We start from the raw sequence: 22,931 nt of genomic DNA, 5'->3' as shown, positions 1-22,931 counted from the left end.
CGCATATGTCGCTCTGGACGTGGTTTGGACTGCATGCCGGGAACGCCAGCACCAGCTGGCCGCTCAAGGGTGACGAGCACGGTCAGGAAGGTGTGCTCGGCATGCCGCGGTACGATCCGGCGCGGTGCGAACCGGGCTGTGACGCGTGTGCGGCTGCATGCATGACGCACGCAATATCATTCACGAACGTCGCAATCCGGGACAGGCAACAGGCGACGGTTGACGAGGGGCGTTCTGTCGAATCGACAGGTCATACCGTTCCCGACGTTGACTGGGGGCGTTGCATCGTCTGCCAACGTTGCACGGAGGTCTGTCCGTCGGGCGCGTTCATTCCCTCCCATGACTGGGCAGTAGGTGTCTCGCACCGCGAGGATCTTCACTGGGCCGCGTCAAAGCCCCTGAGCGCTACGCCGCGCACGGGAAGCGACAGTGATCGTCGCGCGTTTCACCGCAGTCTGCATGTCCGCCACGTGGATGCAGGGTCATGCAATGGCTGCGAATCGGAACTTCAGGCGCTGAACAATCCGTTTTACAACCTGCACCGTCTGGGCATTTGCTTCACGGCATCGCCCCGTTTTGCCGATGTCCTGCTTGTCACCGGATCCGTCACGCACGCAATGAAGGGGCCTCTACTGGAGGCATGGCAGGCGATGCCCCAGCCCAAGTGGGTGATCGCGACGGGCACGTGTGCCGTATCGGGAGGCATTTCGGGTGGCAACTACGCATGTGAAAACGGGCTCGCGGACGTGATCCCCGTTGACATCTATCTGCCGGGATGCCCCCCCAACCCGGCTGCCATCATGCATGCATTGCTGATGGTGCTGAACCGTGCACAACAGCAGATGAGAGGAGGGCACCTTGAGCGCTGATCTCATCGGGGTCATGGCTGGACTTTGGCTCATCGCCGCGCTGGTCTCGCTGTTCACACGGCAGCATCGCTTCTCGCGCGTGGTTATCGCGCTGGGGTGCCTCTCGGGCGTACTCGCGTGTCTGCTTGCGCTACCCGAAGCCATGGAGGGCCAAAGTCTCGATATCGCGCTGGCATCTCAGGACGTGAACTTCGTGCTGGCACCAGCCGCACTGTGGCTGCTTGGCTTCGGTCTCGTCCCCGCCGGAATCGCATGCTGGCTCGGCACGCCGATTGGCCGTCGCAGCGGTGTGTGGAGTGCAGGCGCTGCCTTCAGCCTGCTTGGCGCACTCGGTGTGTTCGGATTGCAGGACTGCATGTCGATGCTGGTCGCGTGGGAGGTCATGAGCCTGGGCGGCGCATTGCTGCTGGCTGGCGAGCATATCGATGATAACGACGGCAAACCGGTGCTCTTCATGCTGGCGCTGCTCGAAGTCGGAGCAGTCGCTGTGCTGTTTGCGCTTTTGCTTCTGGCGCATGTGGCAGGTTCAACGGCGTTTGAAAACCTGGAGAGGGCTTCCGTCAGGGTGACAGGCCCTTTGGCATGGACGGCCGGTCTCGCATTGCTGATTGGTTTCGGCGCCAAGCTCGGACTGATGCCGTTTTACGAGTGGTTTCCCCGGGCGTATGGCGCGGGCAGCGGCGCGACGGGCGCGATCTTTTCGGGTGTGGTGCTCAACGCTGCATACTTTGCGTTGAGCCGCAGTTGGAACAGCTGGCTGGGAATGGGCACCGACGGCGGCATCGCTTTCGGCCTTGGGGTCGTGGCGATCGCACTAGGCGTAGTCAGCGCAATCCTCGCGATCCTGTTTGCGTTTCAACAGGACGACTGGCGCGCCTTGCTTAGCTACTCATCCGCAGAGAATGCGTCGGTCGCAGTCGCGATGCTCGGCGTCACCACACTCTTTAGAAGTGACCAGCTCAACCAGCTGGCGGGTCTCGCCTGGACGGTCGCGTTACTCCATCTGGCAGGGCATTCACTCTCCAAAGGGGCGCTCTTTCTGACAGCCGACGGGATTCACGCGTCGGCGGAGACCTACGACATCGTGCCGCGCGGCTGGATCAAACGCGCGGGGTTCCTGTTTGGGCTCGGTGCCGTGTTTGCCGGGATGAGCCTTGCGTCGATACCTCCCCAAGCCGGATTCGTCAGCGAATGGTATGTCTTCCAGACGGTATTTCAGGGTTTCCACCTTTCCGCCTTCATTGGTCGTCTCGCCCTGGTCCTGGCGGGCGCAGGGCTGGCGTTGGCGGCAGCCGTATCGCTTGCAACATTCGTGAAACTCATCGGGTTGGGATTGCTTGGCACGGGCGACATCGACTACGAACGGCCCGTGCCGCGGCGCTATAGCGTCGCTGTCGGTGTGCTTGGATTGTGCGTTCTGGCCGTGGCCGTCGGGGCGCCACTATGGCTGAACGCATTGGCGACTGGCGCACAGGCTATCTTCAATGCGAACAGCCCCCAGGCGATGGTCGCCGGCTGGCTGCTCGTTCCGCTGACGGACAAGTTCGCGTTCATCTCGCCGTCGAAGCTCATCATCGTGATGCCGCTCCTGTCGCTGCTGCCGCTCGCACTGTTGTGGGCGGTTGCGCGCCGCTTCCCGGTGCGGCGTACTTCGGTCTGGTACGGCGGGATGAAGGGGGGCCGCGACGCAGTCACCACCCCCCTCACGTTTTCCAACGCGATGCGCACGTTCTACAGTTTCATCTATCAACCCACGATGAGCACAGAGCGAGAACATGAGTTGCGCGAATACTTCATCAGGCGACTCATCTTTTCTCACGACGTCACGGACTTGTTCGACCGACATCTGTTTGAACCTGTTGCGCATGGGGTCGGGTGGTGTGCCGGGAAGCTGCGTGCGTTGCAATCCGGCAACCTGAACTTCTACCTCGCACTGATAGGCGGGTTACTCATCGCGATTCTTGCGTTGACCTTGTACTAGCACTCGGATGGGTGACGGCCACTCTTCAAAAGCCTCAAACGGTGGATCGCCTTGATGCGTCACGTCGTTCAGCGTAGGTGCGGTTTGCCGTTCGGACGCTGTGGATGGCAGACTTGTTGCGCTGCAGAAAGTTTCTCCGGTACAATTCCCCGCCGGAGATGGCATTCCTCCGAACAACCGCCGGGTCAACCGGCTGATGATGCCTACGAGTTCCTGGGTGCGGGAGGTCGTAGGCCGTCTGTAGTGGTGTCCTGCCACCCAGGTTTGATGTTCTATCAAATCTGGAAATCATGAAGCGTCTTCAATCTATTGAGCAGGTTGCCATGGTGCCCTATCTGGGGCGCTGGCTGCTGCTTTCCTGTGTGCTCGGTGCACTCGCAGGGTCCGCGTCGGCCATCTTTCTCTTTTCTCTTGATCTCGCAACCGATACCCGAACGGGCCACCCCTGGTTGCTTTGGCTCCTGCCTGTAGCCGGACTTCTGACCGGTTGGTTGTACAACCGCGTCGGCAAGCCGGTTGAAGGTGGCAATAATCTGCTGATCGATGAAATCCACGATCCGCAGAAGATCGTGCCAAAGCGCATGGCACCGCTTGTTCTCGTTGCGACGGTGGTCACCCATCTTTTCGGGGGATCGGCGGGGCGGGAGGGCACAGCCGTGCAGATGGGCGGTGCGCTTGCCGACCGCGTCACCCATGTCTTCGGACTCGATAAGGATGAACGTCGGATCCTCCTGATGGGCGGAATCGCGGCGGGCTTCTCTTCCGTGTTCGGTACGCCATTGGCGGGGGCAATCTTTGGTCTGGAAGTGCTCGCAATTGGTCGACTGCGGTATGACGCGCTGCTTGCGTGTCTTGCATCGTCTGTCGTTGCGGACGAAGTGTGCAGGTTCTGGGGTATCCACCATACCGTCTATGCAATTCCCGTCTTTCCGCCAGTAACCGCGCTGGGTCTCGGGTCGGCAGTGCTCGCGGGTATTGCGTTTGGCATTGTCGGAATGCTGTTTGCCGATTCCACGCACGCGTTGTCGGCATTGGTCAAACGCAAGATAGCCTGGGCTCCGTTGCGGCCGTTTGTCGGCGGTGCAGTCGTGGCGGTTGCGGCGACGCTGTTCGATACGCCGCAGTTTCTGGGCCTCGGCATTCCGACCATTGAAGCTGCGTTCCGCGGCGATCTGCCCGTCTATGACTTTGCCGGCAAATTCGCCTTTACCGTCGTTACCCTGGCGTCGGGCTTCAAGGGCGGCGAGGTGACGCCGCTCTTCTATATCGGCGCTACGCTGGGCAATGCGTTGGGACACGTGCTCGCACTGCCTGTCCCGGTTCTGGCGGGTCTCGGATTCGTGGCCGTTTTCGCGGGTGCCGCCAACACGCCGATTGCTTCGACGATCATGGCGATGGAGCTCTTCGGCACGCATATCGGGGTGTATGCAGCCGTGGCCTGTGTTGTGGCTTATCTGTTTTCAGGTCACACAGGCATCTACCGCGCGCAGCGCGTGGGTCACTCAAAGCATCTCATTCTGCCTGAAGGGATACGGCTCGCCGATATTCCGGCGTTTCGTCGCGCTCGACGCAAGAGCGATATCGGCGTTGCGCAGTCGTAACCCATCATTCCATTCCTCAAATTCTTATCATGAGCAATCTGATCTCCTTGCGCCTTTACTTTCACCATTCGGCTAAAGGCAGTCCTACACGGTTCTGGCATCGTGTTTCGCGGCCCAGTATGGCGCGGCATCTGCTGACGCACGCGAAGCTGGCGGGCATTGAGCAGGCCTTGTTGCATCGCGTGCAGGCGGGCTTCATTCGCGGCGACCGCATTCATCACGAACACGTTGAGCACGTGCACCATCGATTTCCCCACTGTATCGAGCTGATCGACCTTGAGTCGAAGGTGCGTGACTTCTGGCATCGACACAGTGCGGAACTGAAGGACGTTCACGCGGTATTCATGCCTTGCGAAAAGGCAATGCACGCCTGAACGAAAGCCCATAAAAAAAGCATAAAGACACGGCCGTCGGCACCCGTAGTTGTGGTGTCGACGAGCGAGGAGACAACGATGACGAAGCATGAGTCGACCGGGTCACGCCGGGAAGCGACAATCAAGCACCGGTCGCTCAGGCTGCGTGGACAGACGAAGCTGATGTCGATATCCGTTCTTGTTGCCAGCGCGCTCGCATGGATCCTCTCGTGCACAGGGATCCTGAATCAGTCTCCCAGGTCCTCCGTCGCCTTTGCAACGTTTGGCGCCTTCACGACGCTGCTGATTGCTCGCTGGATCAGGCGTGACGCAGCCGTTGCAATTGAGTTTGCCCGCACCCACAGCTATCTCGGATACGACGACGGTGAGCTTCCCAAGATCATATCGATAGCGCGTGATTGCCCGAGAGCATGGCAGGTGTTGCTGCACGTTGAACTGCACGCCGATCTGCTGTGCGCCTGACCGCCGACTATCGTGGCGGGTTCAGGCGGCACCATCACCGGAGACCACTATGATTCAGGAACGGAATGCTCCACGTGCCCGGCCGGCGATGCGATTCGTGCTACTGGTCGGAATCCTGAGTTTTTTCGCGGACTGTACCTACGAAGGTGCGCGTGGCGTGCTCGGCCCCTATCTGTCGACCGGGGGCGCTTCTGCGACCATCATCGGTGTGGTCATGGGGCTGGGAGAGTTGCTCGGATACGGACTGCGTGCGGTGTCGGGCGCTGTCGCTGACTTTTCACGCCGTTTCTGGCCGATTACTATCGTTGGCTACATCGTGCAGATGGCTTCCGTACCTGCCCTTGCGTTGACTCATGACTGGCGCAGCGCGGCCTTGCTGGTAATTGCGGAGCGCGTAGGCAAGGCCATTCGAAATCCGCCCCGGGACGTCATGCTGGCTAACGCCGCTCAGCATATCGGGGGATATGGCTGGGTTTTTGGCATTCACGAGGCGTTTGACCAGTTCGGCGCAATGGTCGGGCCACTTGTAGTTGCGGCCGTGCTCGCCCAGAGAGGAAGTTATCACGTCGCGTTTGCGGTGCTCGCCGTACCTGCCGCGCTCAATCTGCTGTTCGTTTTCCTTGCCCGTCTGCTGTATCCAACGCCAGAAGAGATGAAGACTGCGGACAAGCGTAGCTCGCACGCGACTCAGCGCTTTCCATCGGTGTTTTGGCTTTATGTTGTCGGCGCTGGACTTGTAGCCGCCGGATTTGCGGACTATCCGATCATCGCATTTCATTGGGCGCGCGAAGGTGTGCTGGGTTCCGAATGGATTCCCATCTTCTACGCGGTTGCGATGGCGGTGAGTGGTGGTGGCTCGCTGCTGATGGGTCGTCTGTTCGACCGATACGGTTTCGTGGTTTTGATTGGCTTGACATGCATGAGCGCGCTATTTGCGCCCCTTGTATTTCTTGTCAACCATTTCGTCGCGGCACTCCTGGGTGTCGCGCTATGGGGACTGGGAATGGGCGTTCACGAGTCCATCATTCCTGCGGCCGTCGCGCCAATGATAGCTGCAGGGCGCCGGGCTTCTGCGTTTGGGGCATTCACGGCGCTCTATGGCGTCTGCTGGTTTGCCGGAAGCGCAGCTATCGGATGGCTGTACGACAGATCGATCGTAGCAACGGTCGTGTTTTGCCTGCTTGTGCAGGCTGCGGCGATCCTGGTCTTTATGATTGTGCGTCGAAAACTTGAAACGGAATAAAGATAAGCTCCTGACAGAGATCACTCCCGTGCGCTCAGGAATCTGGTGCGATGAACGCTGCGTCAGTGTCCTGGTTGGCCTAGATGTGTCTATCTGAGACGCGCGCGTGATGTCCACCCTTCACTTCCGACGGCTTCGGCGCAACTTCTGGCGGAGCGAGGCGGACCTGCAGAATGCTCCTTGCGTCGACCTCGACAACTTCGATTGTCCATCCGTCGAGCATGAGCTTATCTCCCGTCACAGGCAGGCGCCTGAGATGACTCAGTACCAGCCCTGCAACTGTCTTGTAGGTCGGCGTGGCGGGATATTGGATGCCAAGGTACTCAGAGAGATCGTCGGCGGGCAACTGTCCTTGCACGAGGAAAGTTCCATCGGGTTGCTTCGTGAATTGCAAGCCTCCGCCGCGGTGCCGCGCGGGCTCGGGGACATCGCCGGCGACAGCCTCAAGCACGTCCGTCAGCGTGACGATACCCACGACCGTCCCAAACTCATCAACAACGACGAGCATCTGGGCTCTGGCCCGCTTGAGCGATGCGAGCAGACCCAGAATTGGCGAGTTCTCGGCAACAAAGACCGGGGGCTGACATAAAGCCTCCAGGTCGAGCCGGCCGGTCGACATCAACGCTTTCAGAATCTCTTTTTTCGCGGCAACCCCGACTGGACGATCAACGTCGTGTTCGCGAGTAACAATGAGCTTCGAGCAGGGGGAATCGGCAATCCTCTGACGGACTTCACTTTCGGGCATCGCACCATCAACCCATTCGAGCAGGCGCCTTGGTGTCATGATTGTGCGTGCGGTTCGTACACGTAGCTGCAGGATGCTTTCGAGCATGCTGCGCTCTGAGTCCAGTATCGTTCCAGAACGCAGAGCGCTCAGTATCACGCTGCGGATTTCATCTCCGCTAGTGCTGTCGTCTGAGCGGACCTGGACATGCAGGATGCGCAGCAGCATATCGTTGGACAGACCGAGGAGCAGAATGAAAGGACGAACCAGATTCATCGTCCATCGAAGTGGCGTCGCGATAAGCGACGCCCAGGTTTCCGGCGCGGAAAGGGCTATGCGCTTGGGGGCAAGTTCGCCAAAAACGAGTGTCAGATAGGTCGCAAGGACAATTGCAATCACCGCTCCCACGCCCGACGCATAGGGTGCGACAAAGGGCATGGATTGCAGTATTGACGTGACTGAAGCAATAAATCCATTCACGCAGTAAGTGCCTGCCAGAATGCTGGTCGCCGTGATGCCACACTGAACCGCGGAAAGGAACGAACCCGGGTCCTCTCTGAGCTCGATGGCAAGCCTGGCATTCGTGCGACGTTTCGAGGACATTGCATCAAGTTTCGTAGGACGGGCGGCGACGAGCGCCATCTCTGCCAGATTGAAAAATGCGGTCAGGCCAACGAAAAAAGCGAACAGCAGTATTTGAAGCGCAAGCATTTCGTTGTTCCTCTGTCTTTATCCCTGAAACCTGCACGCGATACGACTCTCGCGACGCGCGACCGGACGCTGCAACCTAGCCGTCAGCCGGAAGGCGAATATCGAGAAGTACGCTATGGACGAGCGTTCCGGCATATCCCGCGAAGAGCAGCACGCCGGCCCGCCATTCGTTCGTGTCGGCTGATCGCATCCCGACAACATGCAGCCAGGTAGCGACGATGACTGTCCAGATCACAGTTTCGACGGCTATTGTCAATATCCGGGCGTTCACTGTGGGTCGGGAATATGGCAGCACGACGGTTGCTTGCCGCGGGGCGATTGAACTTGCGTTCAGCGGCCACTTCGACTCACCGCCACGTGCTGTTGCGATGAGCCAGCCGCTGAGCAGGATCCACGCGGCCAGCAGGACCAGAACCGCGGCGGGTTGTGGACACCACACGACACCAAGGGCATTGCCGACACGGAAAGTGCCAAACGTGGTGAGCAGCAGTCCGGCGACAAGGCGAAGCGTCCGCTCGATTCCGCGTCTTCGCGGGCGTCTGCGCAGACACGAGCAGGCAAGCGCAATGGCCTGTGTGACGAGAAGCAGAAAAAACGAAGCCCGCGTCATCCCGACAGGCACCGACGACATATACAGAAACGCTGTTGTGAGCAGCCCGGCAAAACAACCCGTCACGAGCCATGTTCCGAGCGCATATATCCGGCCCGTCCTGGTTGACATCGCCGTTGAGTGACCGGGCAGCGACCAACTCGCCAGCAACGATGGCGGGACCAGGATCCGCGTAGACGTCAGAATGGACGGTCTGAGCCACGCCGCGCCGACGATCTGGATGAACAATGCCGCGCTGAAGGAGGTCCAGGGTGCGCACCGTTCGCGAGACGCATGCATCAGCAGGTATTCGAGTGCGGCTGAGGTGACAAACGCTCCGGAAAGGACCGCGCTGGTAAGAGCGAGAGGGTTGCGGGTCGATGCCTCTGTGTGTAGGTCAGCACGAAAAACGCAGACAAGCATCGTCACAGCTGTGAGCGCCTCGGTCGCCCATTCAACGACGGCGGGCGTCACGGGCGACTCCGTGTGGGTGCTGCCTTCCATATGGTCGCACGCGCACTCGCCTGAGTGGACGGTGGTGAGGGGGCTGCAATAGAAAGTGCATGACGCGGTCCGGATCAAACATGCAAAGAGATACCGGATGCGAGAGACAACTGCGCATGACGCTACATCCCATCCGGGGACGTAGGCATCATCAGCCGATAGGGCGGTTGTGAGGAGGAATGCCATCTCCTTCCTTTTATTCTATCGGGCGCAGGGATTGAACGCAAACAGACTGGCTCAAGTAGCACTGCCCGCGTCGATCGCTTGGCGAATGGGCGCCATGCTTGCGATCAACCCGACCGTTGCAAAGCCAAGGACCGTCACGACAATCGACGCTCAAAGATGGATGACTCTCTCCCCGAGCGTTCACGCTAATTTACCGTGATGGATGTCTCCGACACCTTCGGCAGAAAAAGTCGAGGAGGTCGAAAATCCGCCCATGAGTCCCGTTACGACAACGAGTCGCCATTCGCCCGACAGTGGGTGCGATCGCCCGAAAAATGCGACCGCGACACCCACAAGGCATTGAGCGACCACATTGGCCGCAAGCGCCCCAGCGGAAGAGCAGGGTAGAGATCGATGGGCGCTCGAGTTTAGGCAAGTTCGCCAATCCATACCGGCTTTTCCGAAAAGCCCGCGACGAATGATGGCGACGGCATGATTTTCCGTCTTCGGGACGACTACCAACGCACGGATGTCGTTCGTTGGCTGGTCGTGCGTGACGTCATAGCCACAGTGTCCACTGCTCAGGCTAATCGCGGGACCGCGTAACCCACCACCTGCTTCGCCCCTCGGCAACTCCGTCGTTTCGAGCTCAACACGCGCATGACCAGGCAGCGGGTCTGAAACTTGCGCACTCCATAGTTGCATCTGGCGGTTGTGAAGCCGGCGAAGCGAAGATAGAATAAAAACGACTGATGGAGATGGCATTCTCCCTAACCGCCCATTCGGGCTAATGATGCCTACAGGCCTGGAAGCAGGCGCTGTGGGCTCGTCCATCAGCCACATCTGTGCACGTCGCACGAACTGCGACGGCGCTGCCTTCCAGTGTTTTCCAACCGCGGTAACAAATCGCTTAAAAGCTGAACCTTATGGTGGCGGCTTGTCCGGTTTGTATACCGCGGCAACATGGAACTGCGCGGGAATGGAAACCTCTGAACCGCATGCTCTCCGCGCTATGGCGACGTCGTCGCATAGCCATGGCTCCCGCGTTCGCTCCGCATTTGCGCCGTCAGAAGCAGCACGCACCAGTTGCGTTCGCTTATGCCGCACGATCCTGGGAGGTCGCAAATGACGGGCGCCGAACTGTTGTCCGTTATCAGGCAGCGTCGGGAAACCCGTCACGACGCTGCTGCGCAACGGGCACGTATCGAGACCATGAACCGGTTTGTCGACCGGCCGCTCGCACTTCTGTTCCGCTACATCGCAATGCGTGACACCTCGCACCTGATGATACTCATCTGTGTTGTCGCGGCGGTGGCATGCGCCTTGGCGTCGCGGTACGTAATCAGGAACCTGATCGATTCACCTAGCCCCGGCCGCCAGCACGAGGCGCTCGTCGCTGCCAGTGATCAGACTGGTGTGCAAGCCGTTGTCTGTATGACATGCGATGGCTAAGGGAGAACAATGATGATCTTTGAGAGCATCCTGTTTGACGATGGTCGACTCGCCTCCGATGTTGATCGCGCGACGCAACCTGACTTCTTCGGCGATCTCAACCTCGATCAGGTCATTGACGCCGTGGTTCGCGGAAGGGACGACTACAACCTGAAACCCTATTTTTATGTACCGCTCGAGAGTGTGCAGACGATTGCCTATCGGCATGACGTGAGCCGCGACCTCGAGAGAAGTGAGATTCTTCATGCGGTCTCGCGTTTTGCGGAACAGATGCGCGCGATGCGCGTGGAACTCGCAGCCTCCGAAAAGATGTACTACAAGTGGCAAAAGCAGCGTTACTTTCTCGATGCGGTACAGCGGTATTGCGCAACGCTTCCTGAGTTCGCGAGTGAGCTTGAAAAGGCTGTCCCGCAATCACAGGGCATGACCTCGTTTCTGGACTATCTGAAAGCTTATGTTCTCGACCCCGCATTTGAGCGGTTGCGATCGGACGAAACGCGCCTCAGAGCGGAACTTGGTGAGGTGCGTTACAGCGTTCTGATCAAGGGCAGCGCCGTCACCGTACGCAGGTATGCAGGTGAGACCGACTATGGCGACGAAGTACAGCAAACCTTCGAGAAGTTCAAACAGGGAACGGCGAAGAGCCGCAGTGTGGATATACGCGAGTATCCGGAAATGAATCACGTCGAGGCTCATGTACTCGAGTTCGTTGCGCAACTCTACCCCGAGGTGTTCAATCCACTGGATGCCTATTGCTCCGCACATGCCGGATTTCTGCATCCTGTCATCGCCCGATTTGACCGCGAGATCCAGTTTCTGATCGCTTACCTCGAACATGTCACCCGGCTGCGTTCAGCCGGCCTCTATTTTTGCTACCCCGTTGTCTGCGAAACGTCCAAAGCAATACACAGCACCGACGGCTTCGATCTCGCACTCGCTGAAAAGCTCAGGCTCGAAAACGAGACAGTCGTGTGCAACGACTTCTTCCTGGAAGGGGACGAGCGGATCATCGTCGTAACCGGGCCAAACCAGGGAGGTAAAACAACCTTTGCGCGGACGTTCGGCCAGTTGCATTACCTGGCGTCCCTGGGATGGGCTGTGCCTGGACGCGAGGCGAAGCTGTATCTCTGCGATCGGGTATTTACCCACTTTGAACGTCAGGAGGATATGAAGAACATGCGCGGCAAGCTTCATGACGATCTGTTCCGGATTCACGGGATTCTTGCACACGCAAGCCCCAGGAGCATCGTCATCATGAACGAGATTTTCAGTTCGACCTCCCTGAAAGACGCGCTGTTCCTAAGCCGGAAAGTGATGACGCGCATCATGAACCTCGATGCGCTCTGTGTATACGTGACATTTATTGAAGAGCTGTCGACGCTTGGTGAGACGACGATCAGCATGCTGAGCGAGGTGATGCCGGATGCCCTCGCGTCACGTACGTTCAAGATCATCAGACGGCCTGCGGATGGTCGTTCTTACGCACTGACGCTGGCCAGGCAATACGGACTCACCTATGAACCACTAAAAGAAAGGATTCGAGCATGAAAGCCTATCTGATGTATCCCGATCAGGACTTCCATCTCGCCGATGAGCTTCCATGGGGATCCGACACGCTGGTCGCCGACCTCGAGCTTAAAACACTGTTCTCAACAATGGCTCAGGGTGATGCGTTCCTGTTTGACGTCGTGCGAAAAGGCGTCATGGGCAGTCTTCACGATCCCGCACAGATTCTCTTCAGACAGAATGTCCTGCGCGATTGCGTCGCCAATGCAACGACGGTACGGTCACTGTATGGCATCGCCGTAGAGGCAATCGAGATCGAGAAGAAGAGTTACTTCAGTACCTTTACCAGGTACCCCGCCGCGATATTGAGCGGTGCCCGCTCACTGATGGAAACATTTATCGCCGTACTCGTGAAACTGCGAGCGGTGGCGGATCAGACGTCGGGACGCTTTCATTCGGAAGGCTTTACACGTTTATTTACGATGATCCATCAGGAACTGTCGGACGAATATTTCAAGACGCTAGACGAGCATCTGCGGGAGTTGAGGTTTCGCAATGGTACGTTGATTAGCGCACAACTGGGCAACGGTAACAAGGGCATCCAGTATGTGCTACGCAAACCCAGCGAGCAGGACCGCAATCTCCTGAAGCGCCTTTTCGGAAGACGGCCGCCGTCTCTCACGTTCCATATTGCCGATCGCGACGAGGCCGGTGCGAACGCGCTCTCCGAACTTGAAGGCCGAGGGATCAACCTTGCGGCTGATGCCGTGTCCCAGTCTGCCGAGCATGTGCTGAGCTTTTTCAGGATGTTGCGTACCGAACTGGCTTTTTATATCGGATGCCTGAACCTGCTTGCCGTGTTCGATGCGAACGGCCAGATATATTGCTATCCCGAACCCGCGCCGCTCGGTGAGCGACAGCATACATTCAAAGATCTATATGATGTATGTCTTGCCTTACGACTCGACGGCCGTGTGGTGCCAAACGATCTTGAGGCAAATGACGCAGATCTGGTGATCATCACCGGCGCGAACGAGGGCGGAAAATCCACGTTCCTGCGCAGCGTGGGACTCGCACAGATGATGATGCAGGCCGGCATGGTGGTCGGCGCAACCACGTTTCGCGCCAATGTATGTGTGGGCCAGTTCACCCATTACAACCGCGAGGAAGATACGACGATGACCAGCGGCAAGTTCGACGAAGAGCTGGTGCGGATGAACGAGATTGCAGATCACATCACACCCGACTCGATTTTCTTCTTCAACGAATCTTTTGCGGCGACCAACGAGCGCGAAGGTTCTGAAGTCGCCCGTCAGATCTTGAGTGCGTTGCTGGACGGAGGCGTGAAAATTTTGTTTGTAACCCATATGTACCAGTTTGCACACGGCCTTTACGACGCAGTCAAGTCGGGCGCCGTGTTCCTGCGGGCCGAACGGCGCGAAGGAGGAGAGCGCACGTTCAGGGTATCACCCGGGGAGCCACTCGAAACGAGTTACGGCGAGGATCTGTATGCGCGAATTTTTGGTGAAGATACGACGGATCCAACTGTCGGTGAATGTGTTTTCGAAGAGGCAGGGAACCCGTCCGGGGATAGTTAGCTGGCGCCACGAGCAGCACTGAGTATCTGACCGATCGAAGAGAACGGAGACGCTATGAGTGACAACATCGAGGAAGCATGTGGAGCTAAGGGACATATGCCGTCGTCCGTTCGGCGGAGCTCGGACACCCGGCCGTGGGGTTATCGTTTTATTGCTGAGCTGCTCGGGCAGGCGGGTGTCGAAATCGGTGGCGATCGTCCGTGGGATATCAGGCTTTCAGACTATCGAGTCATCGAGCGCGTTCTGGCATTCGGTAACCTTGGATTGGGCGAGGCATACATGGACGGCCTATGGGAGTGTGACGCCGTCGACCAGTTCTTCGCGCGTGTCATGGGAGCGCATCTCGATGAGAAACTGCATCCCTCACGACTTCTGCTTTATACCTTGCGTGCCCGACTCCTGAACCGGCAGACCGCGAGGCGCGCATGGCAAGTCGGGCAGGTGCACTATGACATCGGTAACGCGTTTTATGAGGCAATGCTCGACGAGCGCATGACCTACAGTTGTGGATACTGGTCGGCCGGGGCCAGCACATTGAAAGCGGCGCAGGAAGACAAGCTCGATCTGATCTGTCGCAAGCTTGACCTCAAGCGAGGCATGCGCCTGCTTGATATTGGATGCGGGTGGGGCAGCCTGATGGGGTTTGCTGCCGAGTTTTACGGCGTCGAATGCGTAGGTGTCACGGTCTCTCGCGAACAGGCCGGATGGGCTGCAGGAAGATACGCGGGACTGCCAGTTGATATCCGCGTTCAGGATTACCGCAAGCTGGACGAGCCTTTCGATCGCATCGCAAGCGTTGGCATGTTCGAGCATGTCGGTTCGAAAAATTATCGGGCGTATATGGAGGTGGCTCATCGGTGTCTGAAGGAGGACGGGCTGTTCCTGCTGCATACCATCGGAAAAAATCTGCGGACATCGACACCCGATCCGTGGCTCGACCGATACATTTTTCCGAATGGCGAGATCCCTTCTGTCGGAAATGTCGGCGACGCGGTATCTGGACTGTTTGTCGTGGAGGACCTCCACAACTTCGGCGCCGATTACGACAGCACATTGATGGCCTGGCACCAGAACTTCGAGCAGTCGTGGCCGCGTTTTGCTGACACCATGGGCGAGCGATTCCATCGGATGTGGCGCTACTATCTGCTGTCGTGTGCAGGCATTTTCCGGGCGCGCGATCTTCAGCTCTGGCAGTGGGTGCTTTCGAAAGGGGGCCTGCCTGGTGGCTACCGTCGGCCCCCGGGCAGGTACGCAGTGAATCCGGGATCGCCCCCGGCGCGAACGCACGACTGATGCCACGCAGCAGTCAATGAACGCCAGGCTTTTGTACTTGATGTACGCCATATGAAGCGTGACAAGCAGACGCGGTTGCTTGCGAGATTGACGGTATTTGCCGTTGCGTTGATGGTGACTGAAGGTCTCGCTTTCATCCTTTCCTCGGTGCTGCATATCTTTTCATTCGACGCGTCACCTGTCGAGTTTGGAATCTTTGGTGCAGTCACGACCGTCCTTGCGTCCGAGTGGCTACTGATCGACGCCCAGCGCGCATTTGCGGTTGCGGAAAAGGGAGGGTTTCTCACACGCGATGAATCGCAAAACCGGATTAGATCCGTGAAGAAGAACTGTCCCAAGCTTTGGCTCGTGACGTTGCACCTGCGCCTGCATCCGGAACTGACCGGGCCTTAGCATGTTGCGTTTGGCAGACCTGCATCCGGGGATCACAAGCCGCTGACGACGACTGTATGACTCATCAAACCAGAGCGAATCGCGTCAACACCGTGACTGTTGCAATGCCAAGTATTGTCATCAGGATCGACGACGAGACATGGATGACAATTTCCCCCGCAGCCCATGCGAGTTTGCCCTGCTGAAGGTCTGCAACGACTTCGGCAGAAAAGGTCGAGAATGTCGAAAGTCCACCCATCAGGCCGGTAATCACGAATAGCCGCCATTCCGCTGGAATCTCGGGCTGACGCGCAAAGAATGCAATTGCCACGCCGATGATGTACCCGGCGATGACGTTTGCTGCGAAAGTGCCAAGCGGGAGATCAGGAAACAGTGCGTTCAGGCGCAGGCCAAGGAACCACCGGAAAAGTGAACCAAGAGCGCCGCCGATTGCAACTGCAAGGATAGAAGGGTACATGCGGAGAGCCTCATGATGGAGCGTAACGAATGCGACAGTTCCGGCTCATCTAATGCGGGCCCGTCGCACAGGCGTTTGCAGGCATCATCGGCTCATTGAAGAGCGGTTAACGGAGAATGCCATCTCCAGTTCAAAGTCTACCATCTGCGTTTGCGACGTCAAACCGGCTGAGACTACTGGAAGGACGTATTCGCCAGGGATTCGTTGCAGGAAGGATCGCATTAGCCACCGTCTCGGTAGCGCTCGTTCGCGGCGAGTCTGCCTGCGACTCTCCACTTGCGTCCGATTGCTAGCGGCAGTATCCTGTTCACAGGAGATGGCATTCTCCTTAATCGCCGGGTCCTTCGGCTGATGATGCCTACTGTTTCTCGCGCCATGCTGCGCGTGTAACCTTTAAACAGTAGGCAGAAATCATGATCTCCTTCGCACACATCGCTCGACGTTTGACTGGTCGGCAGAAAGCGATAACGCTCCGTTCTGGCGACCTCCCTCCTTTCATCTGTCCTCCGTTTTGCACCTTGTATCTGTTTGCGCCTATCGCCTCGCGTCATTTTCTGACGCGACAAACCACGCGTGTGAAATAGGCGTCATGGCCACGCATGCCCCTTGAAGACAGTAGTCAATCACTCTTACGGAGAAGCTATGTCAAGGCAGATCATAGGATTGAGGACGATCTCGGAGTTACAACAAGAGGGAGAGCGGGATTGTCCTGAGGCAATAGAGGCATCTCGATCATCAGCGACGTATAACAAACATCTTATGCCGGCGTGCCATGACGACAGCATCTGCGAGCGAGCGTTTTCTGCGCTGGGGCATGTCACCGTGTTTGGATTTGGTGACGGCAGTTTCATGTTGCTGGCCTCAAATGGGCGACGGGTTCACGGTACCACTCTCGTGAGCGTCTTGCTCACAATGCTTCAACTGGAAGGGCTGCAGGTACCACTGCTGGAATATCCGATGATCTCCGGGAATGAACAGGCAGCGTGAATACTTCGCGGACGCCCGCCTTGATACGAGGCCTGACAGCGTCCAGGGCCAGCAACTGGCTCCTTGGACCGTAAGTGCTCAACTGGCAGAGGCGGGAAGCCGCTATGTGGGGCGTCTCGGATCAGACCGCAGGATGCAGGCCGGTCTGACCGATGCGCTGTTGAAGAACATGGGATGTTGCGCGGCGCATGACCAGTTGCTAAGCGAACTTCACAGTCCGGTTCAGGAATTGGTCCAGGCGTGCAAGAGTGCGGCAGACGCGCAGCTTGAAGATCTTCTGACGCGTGCGCGACTTCATGACGAACTGGTCCAGGACATCCTGTTCGGCGCGTCGACGCGCTGTCCGGTGTGCGCGTTTGTGCATCGCCTACAGGGGCGAATCTTTTCGCGGCTGCTGTGCGACCTGCAAAATCGAAGGATTCGGGCTCAAGACTTGTACGGCTCAGAGTTGAGCTTCTGCCACGCGGAGTTATTGACAGAAAAAGCGGATCCTTTTCTGCGACCCGTTCTCGCTAAAGCACTGAAACGCCAGGCGGTTGATCTTATTGCACTCGCAGACGTGGCAGACGGGTCGCGACATATGGCACGGAACCTCCGCAATACCGTGGTCAACGCGGTTTTGCCTGTCGGCGACCATCAGCACGCGATATGGTGCAATCGGGTCGAACGCGGGTGTATGTGTCCGGTCTGTCTGGCTGCAGGTCGTGCACAACGGGATTGGTTGCTCGTGGTCAGGGATAACGTTCGTCTTGAGCAACCGCTCTGGATGGCGTTGCCGGCCTGCGCACATCATGTCATCTCGTGCCTGATCGAACTCGAGGATGTGCCGGCGGGCACCTTGATCCGCCAATATGTGCACGACGCACTAGTTTCGCCAAGGGCGCTCCTCGCAGGTTCAATGTCCTGTCCAGTTCCACGCCGTCGTCGATCAATCCAATGGTTTGATCAAAGCAAGGCGCCGGTGAGCGCTAACGCAAAGCGGGTTAGTCATCCGCTACCAGGCGCGGCCTCAGCAGCCGGGAGACGTCCGTGTCCAGGATGCAGGGCACAGGAGATTGCTGTGTGCCGCGAAGTCGCAAGCATTGTGAAGATGTTGGTGAAGAATAATGGATGCATCACGGAACCCAGTCTGGCATCCCTCTGTGCGAAACACATCGCCGAAATAGTTGTGTTGCTCACGGGCGATGCTGCGGTCCGTTTCTTCCAATCGATGTTCCGGGGTAGGGGCGTTCTCTACAAACATGACGAGATGAGAGGCAACATGTCGACGAATCGTGCGAGAACGAATGCTGGCAAGAGGTTGGCTTAATGAGAAATCGAGTCGACCAATCCGGAAGCCACGATCGCAAGCAGGGAATCTGTCACGATCTTAAAACTGCGGTTAGGACAGGTTCAGTCGCGGTTTACGCTCAATCGCAAATTGATCTTGCATCGGGCGCTATCATGAGCGTAGAGATTCAACCTACATGGCCAACCCGCGAAGGCAGTCTTCGACATGACGAGGTCTTTGCTATTACTGACGACGCGAATCTGCTTCAATCGCTGGACATGTTGGCGTTCCGCTGGGCGTGCACGCTCGCATCGAACTGGCATGGGTGTGGGAAAGTGGCGATTCCACGTGTCTCATTTCAATTTCTATCGCCTCATCTGACCGACGAGCAACTTGTCGAAACCGTCATAGGTTGCCTCGACGCAGCTGGAGTGCGGGAAGACACGCTCGATCTGCAGCTTAGCGGTTCGATGCTTGATCGACGTCGGCGAGCTGCTCGCGTGATGCAGGCGCGGGGCCTGTCGATTACCCTGGCGGACTTCGGTCTCGAACGATTTTCCCTTTCGGATCTTTACGCGCTGAAACCAGATCGAATCAAGATTCACCCGAGTTTAGTTAAGGGCGTGGCGTGTCATCGCGGACGTGCTGCAATTGTTCGGGCGATCGTAGCACTCGCGCACACTCTAGAGGCAAACGCAATCGCAAGCGGCATATCAAGCAGCGAAGACCTCCAGTTCCTTCAGTGGGAAAGTTGCGACATTGGGCAAGGTAAAGCACTGTCGAAGGCAGTGCTTTTGTGGCCGGCCTGATAAAGCCAACCTCGTATGCTGGTACTTGCAGTGTAGTTAAATAGGCGGCTGCCGTAAATATGAAGAAGTCGGATGATCTGATCGAGTACAGATGATGTCGCTACGCCGACTGATGGGAGGCGCAGGATCACGAACCCGCTTCGACGAATTAGTCGACACGGTTCAGGCAGGGAGAAGGTAGGCTACGTAAGTCCCTCCGTTATGCGCCGTATCGTCTACTTCGTGTAACGCATACTTTGCGTTTTTAGCATCGCCTTGAAGTGCAGCTTTGAAACCATTAGCGTTTGATCTTGCGATCTTGTCGGGGCAACGAGCGGATTAGCGCGGCTCGTGAATTCCGTGTGGAAAACATCGAACTAGCGGCGATGCCCCGGACCTTATCTCCAACGCAATACGTTGACCCGTATGATTCGACATAAATCAATTTATAATATTTGTAATATGGATATCTAATTAATGTTTCGGCGGACAAGCCTCACAAAATCGAGACTCCGCATCACGTATTCGCGAAGTGAAATAAATCGCTTCGAAATAAAAATCACGAATGGAAGCGATCCCACTATTTAAAATTTCATCGCCTTCGTGTATCTTCGTAGATGCCATCCGAGGGCGCGCTGGCGGCGGGTTTTGCCAGCTACGAACGCGCTAAACGCGCGATATCACTGTTGGGAAGTCATGCGCGATATCGGCGCATGACTTTTTCCCATCCGATCCCGTAGCGATAGCGGCTTGGGAACCAGGGCGAGCTCTGATTCGCTGCGGACCAATTGCTGCTTAATCGGGCGCGCCGTCAGATTAAATGGAGGTTAGGGGAGACCTTCATTTTCGTGCAATTGTCCGTTGCTGTTTACCATCTGCTTGCCGGTTCATGTTTAGGCAATTCGCCCATCGCTGGCGGATTCAGGGCATGCATTTGCCCGGAATTGTCGAAGTGGGATGAGCTGACCCTGAGAGCGCAAAATTTGTGCAGTTCGAAGACAATCGGCGCGCATCTGCTCAGTGTGTTGATAGCCTCAATGAGTAACTACTTGACTGGCACGGTGTTCAATAGATGCCCCGCGCTCCATGCTTGAGTCCACGGCCGCGTTCAGCACGTGGAGTAAAACGTGGATCACGTCGGTGCAATCACCATGCTGCGCGAGATCGACACCTGCGCCCAGATGATCCGGTGCATTGTCCGGTTAATGAATATCTCGTTGTGACAGATCATCGACGAGCGTGCGCGCTGCGTGGTAACCACCGTTGAGCGCATCGGATTCACTGACGAAAGGGTGTCCGGCCTTTTCGACAAATCGGAGCGGCGAAATGCGCGAGAGCCGCGTGCCGGGTTCGCAGATTCTCACGACGGCCACATAACCTGGCGTTCTTGCGACATGTGCGTCCTTGCGGGTCTGGAAATCAGACTCGATGGCGATCTGCAGGGTATATCCGTTGTACTCGTACGTCTGGTTCATGACTCGTCTTCCTGTTACTGACCACGCCGGCAGTTACGCACGCCCGACATGGATTCGAGCCTCCCGCAGATCGCGGCAAACTCGGTCTCCGTCACGCGCGATAGCGCGATCTGGATATCATCAAATTCCGGATCGTCTTCAGACTGCTGGACGATAAACTGCTTGACCCGCACGGTGCCTGAACCGAGGGTATTGACCAGCGTGTCCAGCGACACCGCGCCACGCTCTACCAGCAACTGGACGTTTCGTTGCTGCTTCACAGAGATGAAGCGCCGTTCAAGGGGTTTTACTCCCGCCAGGATGATCAGCATGATGGCCGTCGCGCCGATCGCTGCCGTGTACATGCCGCCACCTACCGCGAGACCAACGCCAGCAACTGACCAGAGACTCGCTGCCGTCGTCAGCCCCCGCACGATCTCACCACGCAGCAGGATAGAACCGGCGCCGAGAAAACCGATCCCTGAGACGACCTGTGCCGCAATCCGCGATGGGTCGAGCACGACGTTCTTCTGCCCCAGCACGTCCGCAAAGCCAAACGCAGACACCAGCATGATCAGCGCGGAGCCCATGCAGACCAGCATGTGCGTGCGTAGCCCGGCCGCCCAGTTTAGCCGTTCGCGCTCAAACCCGATGACGCTGCCGAGGAGGGCTGCGATCAGCAGACGCGAGAGAATTTCCCAGTTTCCAATCACGATGGGTCAGATGCGAAAGTCGACAAAAGCGAATTGTGACATTTATGTGACATATCCGCCGGGAACGTGGACAATCCCTGTTGTGACACGCCTACAGATCGAAAAAACGTCCAAATAGCGCATGAAAAACCGGGCAACCGTTTTGTGTATTCGTGACGGCCGCATCCTGCTGGTCGCCAGAGCCCGTGCAAGATGGGCATTACCGGGCGGCAGGATCAGGCGCGACGAAGCGCCGGTGGACGCTGCGCGGCGTGAGCTCGAAGAGGAAACGGGTCTTGCCGCGAGGGAAGTGGTCTACCTGTTCCAGTTCGGGGGATTGAGCACCCATCATCACGTGTTCCTCGCAGAAGTACCGGCCGATGCTGAAGCAGAACCCATAAACGAGATTGCGCGATGCCGCTGGTTCGCGCCGACCAAGGTGGCGACGCTGTCGTCGAGCGTGCCAACGCGCGGCATCGTCGATCTGGTCACGAAAGCATTGGCAGCCGCTGACGGCGATTGATTGAGTCTTCCGCGATAACGCGGGAGACTTCACGCGAGATCAGTTGCGCAGAACCTCGGCTTCAAGCCTGTCGAACGCAAGATGCCGGACGTCCCGGCCTTTAACGATGTAGATCACAAATTCAGCAATGTTCACTGCGTGGTCACCGATACGTTCGAAGGCTTTCGCGACGAAGAGGTAGTCAAGGCCCGTCGAGATGGTCCTGGGTGCTTCGTTCATGTCCCCGATGAGGCGTTGGACAAAGGCGCCGAATTCGGTATCGATTGCGCGGTCGTCCTGCATGATCTGGACAGCGGCAGCCGTGTCCATCCTTGCAAATGCATCGAGCGCACGATGCAGGATCGTCAGGGCCATTTCCCCTGCGTTTTTCAGTTCGACAACCTGTACGGTGGCGGCGGTGCCGCTTTCATCAATTCTGGCCAGCCGCTTCGCGATCTTTCGGGCTTCGTCGCCCGCGCGCTCGAGGTTGGTGACGCATTTGGAGGCGGCCATCAACAACCGCAGATCGCGGGCAGTGGGCTGACGGCGGGCAATAACGTTATTGAGCTCGTCGTCGATCTCGATTTCCATCCGGTTGAGTCGTCGCTCGTTGTCTCGTATGTTCCCCGCGACGGTCTCATCGAACGCGTTCAGCAACTCGAGCGTCGCCGCGATCTGTGACTCAACCAGACCGCCCATCTCAAGCAGTCTGGAAGAAAGCAGGTTCAGTGCAGCATCGAACTGGCTGGAGAGGTGTTTGTCTGACATTCAGCCTCCGCGATCCGTACCCAGGGCACCATTCCAGATGTCCTGATGGTGATTATTATTGAAACGGTATATACCGTATTATTGAAATCAGTATTCTATGGTGCAATAGGGCTGTCAATCCGGGGATGCAGACAATTGGTCTGCCCCCATTGCACATGTAGCACTGTTTATGTGACGCCTTTGTGGCAGACGGGTGAGTGAATTGGATGCAAGGACGCGTCACGCAGTCATGTTGACGGACCGGCTGCGTTGGCCGCGGCTGAAAGCAGCACAGGGTAGGAGAAAAACATGAAGCTCTCACACCAAACGAGTGCCAGTACGGCGGGGCCAATCTGGGGAATCGCGCTGGGCTTGCTGCTCTCAGCGGTCGGGGTCGCGCTCTGGTGCGACGCAAGGTTGTCCGCTTCCGCCAGTCAACTGGACGAGCCGCTGGCGGTGGCGTCGCTGCTCATTGGCGTCTTCGTGGCCATCTATGCGGGTCATGAACTCCGCCGGCAATAGGTGTCCCTGAGCCGCAGCGCAACTCACGGCGACGGTCCGATCGCAGC

22 protein-coding genes and 5 riboswitches are annotated in these 22,931 nt (G+C 57.6%); of the genes, 16 read left to right on the top strand and 6 right to left on the bottom strand.

Annotated elements, in window-relative coordinates; translation table 11 throughout:
- Positions 1–5: 5 nt before the first annotated feature.
- The 6 genes from nuoB to DK391_RS24660 all read left to right on the top strand — a co-directional run bounded on the left by nuoB (position 6) and on the right by DK391_RS24660 (position 6,530).
- The gene (gene nuoB / locus DK391_RS24685) at positions 6–869 is read left to right on the top strand and encodes an NADH-quinone oxidoreductase subunit NuoB (RefSeq protein WP_109480624.1); all 864 of its coding nucleotides are present in this window, start codon (positions 6–8) and stop codon (positions 867–869) included.
- On the top strand, positions 859–2,850 hold the full coding sequence (locus DK391_RS24680) for a proton-conducting transporter membrane subunit (protein WP_109480623.1): 1,992 nt from the start codon (positions 859–861) through the stop codon (positions 2,848–2,850). Before nuoB ends, DK391_RS24680 begins: the two co-directional genes overlap by 11 nt.
- A 145-nt stretch (positions 2,851–2,995) precedes the next feature.
- Positions 2,996–3,063, top strand: a riboswitch (Fluoride riboswitch).
- A gap of 77 nt (positions 3,064–3,140) precedes the next feature.
- Positions 3,141–4,451 carry a voltage-gated chloride channel family protein gene (locus DK391_RS24675; protein ID WP_109480622.1) on the top strand — a complete coding sequence of 437 codons (1,311 nt, stop codon included), beginning with the start codon at positions 3,141–3,143 and terminating at the stop codon, positions 4,449–4,451.
- 29 nt (positions 4,452–4,480) lie between these two features.
- A complete protein-coding gene (locus DK391_RS24670) occupies positions 4,481–4,825 on the top strand; it encodes a DUF190 domain-containing protein (RefSeq protein WP_109480621.1) in 345 nt (114 codons plus the stop codon).
- Positions 4,826–4,903: 78 nt separating this feature from the next.
- Positions 4,904–5,287 (top strand): hypothetical protein, encoded by a 384-nt coding sequence (locus DK391_RS24665; protein ID WP_109480620.1) that lies wholly within the window; start codon positions 4,904–4,906, stop codon positions 5,285–5,287.
- A gap of 49 nt (positions 5,288–5,336) precedes the next feature.
- Positions 5,337–6,530, top strand: coding sequence for an MFS transporter (locus DK391_RS24660; protein WP_204117431.1), 1,194 nt, complete (start codon positions 5,337–5,339; stop codon positions 6,528–6,530).
- Positions 6,531–6,609: 79 nt separating this feature from the next.
- On the opposite strand, the gene DK391_RS24655 is transcribed toward DK391_RS24660, so the two are convergent.
- Entirely contained in the window at positions 6,610–7,965 is a 1,356-nt protein-coding gene (locus DK391_RS24655) for a hemolysin family protein (protein WP_109480618.1), read from the bottom strand.
- 76 nt (positions 7,966–8,041) lie between these two features.
- On the bottom strand, positions 8,042–9,028 hold the full coding sequence (locus DK391_RS24650; RefSeq protein WP_162600904.1) for a hypothetical protein: 987 nt from the start codon (positions 9,026–9,028) through the stop codon (positions 8,042–8,044).
- 165 nt (positions 9,029–9,193) lie between these two features.
- A riboswitch (Fluoride riboswitch) is annotated at positions 9,194–9,257 on the bottom strand.
- 711 nt (positions 9,258–9,968) lie between these two features.
- Positions 9,969–10,030, top strand: a riboswitch (Fluoride riboswitch).
- Between the two features lie 318 nt (positions 10,031–10,348).
- Between DK391_RS24650 and DK391_RS24640 the strand changes: the two genes are divergently transcribed.
- The 5 genes from DK391_RS24640 (at position 10,349) to DK391_RS24620 (ending at position 15,465) form a co-directional block, all read left to right on the top strand.
- On the top strand, positions 10,349–10,675 hold the full coding sequence (locus tag DK391_RS24640; RefSeq protein WP_109480615.1) for a hypothetical protein: 327 nt from the start codon (positions 10,349–10,351) through the stop codon (positions 10,673–10,675).
- Positions 10,676–10,684: 9 nt separating this feature from the next.
- Positions 10,685–12,223 carry a DNA mismatch repair protein MutS gene (locus DK391_RS24635; RefSeq protein ID WP_204117430.1) on the top strand — a complete coding sequence of 513 codons (1,539 nt, stop codon included), beginning with the start codon at positions 10,685–10,687 and terminating at the stop codon, positions 12,221–12,223.
- Complete coding sequence (locus DK391_RS24630; RefSeq protein WP_109480613.1) at positions 12,220–13,779, top strand: DNA mismatch repair protein MutS; 1,560 nt, start codon at positions 12,220–12,222, stop codon at positions 13,777–13,779. The genes DK391_RS24635 and DK391_RS24630 overlap by 4 nt, the downstream gene beginning before the upstream one ends.
- Positions 13,780–13,875: 96 nt before the next feature.
- Positions 13,876–15,072: a cyclopropane fatty acyl phospholipid synthase gene (cfa, locus tag DK391_RS24625; protein ID WP_109480633.1), complete on the top strand. Its 1,197-nt coding sequence runs from the start codon at positions 13,876–13,878 to the stop codon at positions 15,070–15,072.
- Between the two features lie 51 nt (positions 15,073–15,123).
- Positions 15,124–15,465: a hypothetical protein gene (locus tag DK391_RS24620; RefSeq protein ID WP_109480612.1), complete on the top strand. Its 342-nt coding sequence runs from the start codon at positions 15,124–15,126 to the stop codon at positions 15,463–15,465.
- Between the two features lie 64 nt (positions 15,466–15,529).
- On the opposite strand, the gene crcB is transcribed toward DK391_RS24620, so the two are convergent.
- Complete coding sequence (crcB, locus tag DK391_RS24615) at positions 15,530–15,922, bottom strand: fluoride efflux transporter CrcB (RefSeq protein WP_109480611.1); 393 nt, start codon at positions 15,920–15,922, stop codon at positions 15,530–15,532.
- 71 nt (positions 15,923–15,993) lie between these two features.
- A riboswitch (Fluoride riboswitch) is annotated at positions 15,994–16,058 on the bottom strand.
- 167 nt (positions 16,059–16,225) lie between these two features.
- Positions 16,226–16,290, top strand: a riboswitch (Fluoride riboswitch).
- A 274-nt stretch (positions 16,291–16,564) separates the two neighbouring features.
- Between crcB and DK391_RS24610 the strand changes: the two genes are divergently transcribed.
- From DK391_RS24610 to DK391_RS24600, 3 genes are read left to right on the top strand one after another with little or no spacing between them, the layout of a single operon-like run.
- Positions 16,565–16,909 carry a hypothetical protein gene (locus DK391_RS24610; RefSeq protein ID WP_109480610.1) on the top strand — a complete coding sequence of 115 codons (345 nt, stop codon included), beginning with the start codon at positions 16,565–16,567 and terminating at the stop codon, positions 16,907–16,909.
- A complete protein-coding gene (locus DK391_RS24605) occupies positions 16,893–18,218 on the top strand; it encodes a hypothetical protein (RefSeq protein WP_109480609.1) in 1,326 nt (441 codons plus the stop codon). Before DK391_RS24610 ends, DK391_RS24605 begins: the two co-directional genes overlap by 17 nt.
- On the top strand, positions 18,218–18,988 hold the full coding sequence (locus DK391_RS24600) for an EAL domain-containing protein (RefSeq protein WP_109480608.1): 771 nt from the start codon (positions 18,218–18,220) through the stop codon (positions 18,986–18,988). Before DK391_RS24605 ends, DK391_RS24600 begins: the two co-directional genes overlap by 1 nt.
- A 1,181-nt stretch (positions 18,989–20,169) precedes the next feature.
- Here the strand turns inward: DK391_RS24600 and DK391_RS24595 are convergent.
- A complete protein-coding gene (locus DK391_RS24595) occupies positions 20,170–20,442 on the bottom strand; it encodes a hypothetical protein (protein WP_109480607.1) in 273 nt (90 codons plus the stop codon).
- Positions 20,443–20,456: 14 nt separating this feature from the next.
- A complete protein-coding gene (locus DK391_RS24590) occupies positions 20,457–21,134 on the bottom strand; it encodes an MgtC/SapB family protein (RefSeq protein WP_109480606.1) in 678 nt (225 codons plus the stop codon).
- Between the two features lie 121 nt (positions 21,135–21,255).
- Between DK391_RS24590 and DK391_RS24585 the strand changes: the two genes are divergently transcribed.
- A complete protein-coding gene (locus tag DK391_RS24585; RefSeq protein WP_109480605.1) occupies positions 21,256–21,636 on the top strand; it encodes an NUDIX hydrolase in 381 nt (126 codons plus the stop codon).
- Positions 21,637–21,675: 39 nt separating this feature from the next.
- On the opposite strand, the gene phoU is transcribed toward DK391_RS24585, so the two are convergent.
- A complete protein-coding gene (gene phoU / locus DK391_RS24580; protein WP_109480604.1) occupies positions 21,676–22,383 on the bottom strand; it encodes a phosphate signaling complex protein PhoU in 708 nt (235 codons plus the stop codon).
- 288 nt (positions 22,384–22,671) lie between these two features.
- Here phoU and DK391_RS24575 point away from each other — a divergent pair, with 288 nt between their 5' ends.
- Positions 22,672–22,884: a hypothetical protein gene (locus tag DK391_RS24575; protein WP_109480603.1), complete on the top strand. Its 213-nt coding sequence runs from the start codon at positions 22,672–22,674 to the stop codon at positions 22,882–22,884.
- Positions 22,885–22,931: the final 47 nt, after the last annotated feature.

This window comes from Paraburkholderia sp. C35 (assembly GCF_003121405.1).
Taxonomy (GTDB): domain Bacteria; phylum Pseudomonadota; class Gammaproteobacteria; order Burkholderiales; family Burkholderiaceae; genus Paraburkholderia.
This window is presented reverse-complemented; position numbering and strand designations above follow the sequence as displayed.

Bases quoted from the DNA above. Each gene is read 5' to 3' on its own strand.
- DK391_RS24600 (WP_109480608.1), top strand. From the start codon at position 18,218: ATGAGAAATCGAGTCGACCAATCCGGAAGCCACGATCGCAAGCAGGGA.
- DK391_RS24670 (WP_109480621.1), top strand. From the start codon at position 4,481: ATGAGCAATCTGATCTCCTTGCGCCTTTACTTTCACCATTCGGCTAAA.
- DK391_RS24675 (WP_109480622.1), top strand. From the start codon at position 3,141: ATGAAGCGTCTTCAATCTATTGAGCAGGTTGCCATGGTGCCCTATCTG.
- DK391_RS24620 (WP_109480612.1), top strand. From the start codon at position 15,124: ATGAAGCGTGACAAGCAGACGCGGTTGCTTGCGAGATTGACGGTATTT.
- DK391_RS24630 (WP_109480613.1), top strand. From the start codon at position 12,220: ATGAAAGCCTATCTGATGTATCCCGATCAGGACTTCCATCTCGCCGAT.
- DK391_RS24585 (WP_109480605.1), top strand. From the start codon at position 21,256: ATGAAAAACCGGGCAACCGTTTTGTGTATTCGTGACGGCCGCATCCTG.
- DK391_RS24575 (WP_109480603.1), top strand. From the start codon at position 22,672: ATGAAGCTCTCACACCAAACGAGTGCCAGTACGGCGGGGCCAATCTGG.
- cfa (WP_109480633.1), top strand. From the start codon at position 13,876: ATGCCGTCGTCCGTTCGGCGGAGCTCGGACACCCGGCCGTGGGGTTAT.
- DK391_RS24605 (WP_109480609.1), top strand. From the start codon at position 16,893: ATGAACAGGCAGCGTGAATACTTCGCGGACGCCCGCCTTGATACGAGG.
- DK391_RS24595 (WP_109480607.1), bottom strand. From the start codon at position 20,442: ATGAACCAGACGTACGAGTACAACGGATATACCCTGCAGATCGCCATC.
- DK391_RS24635 (WP_204117430.1), top strand. From the start codon at position 10,685: ATGATGATCTTTGAGAGCATCCTGTTTGACGATGGTCGACTCGCCTCC.
- DK391_RS24655 (WP_109480618.1), bottom strand. From the start codon at position 7,965: ATGCTTGCGCTTCAAATACTGCTGTTCGCTTTTTTCGTTGGCCTGACC.
- phoU (WP_109480604.1), bottom strand. From the start codon at position 22,383: ATGTCAGACAAACACCTCTCCAGCCAGTTCGATGCTGCACTGAACCTG.
- DK391_RS24640 (WP_109480615.1), top strand. From the start codon at position 10,349: ATGACGGGCGCCGAACTGTTGTCCGTTATCAGGCAGCGTCGGGAAACC.
- DK391_RS24665 (WP_109480620.1), top strand. From the start codon at position 4,904: ATGACGAAGCATGAGTCGACCGGGTCACGCCGGGAAGCGACAATCAAG.
- DK391_RS24660 (WP_204117431.1), top strand. From the start codon at position 5,337: ATGATTCAGGAACGGAATGCTCCACGTGCCCGGCCGGCGATGCGATTC.
- DK391_RS24610 (WP_109480610.1), top strand. From the start codon at position 16,565: ATGTCAAGGCAGATCATAGGATTGAGGACGATCTCGGAGTTACAACAA.
- crcB (WP_109480611.1), bottom strand. From the start codon at position 15,922: ATGTACCCTTCTATCCTTGCAGTTGCAATCGGCGGCGCTCTTGGTTCA.
- nuoB (WP_109480624.1), top strand. From the start codon at position 6: ATGTCGCTCTGGACGTGGTTTGGACTGCATGCCGGGAACGCCAGCACC.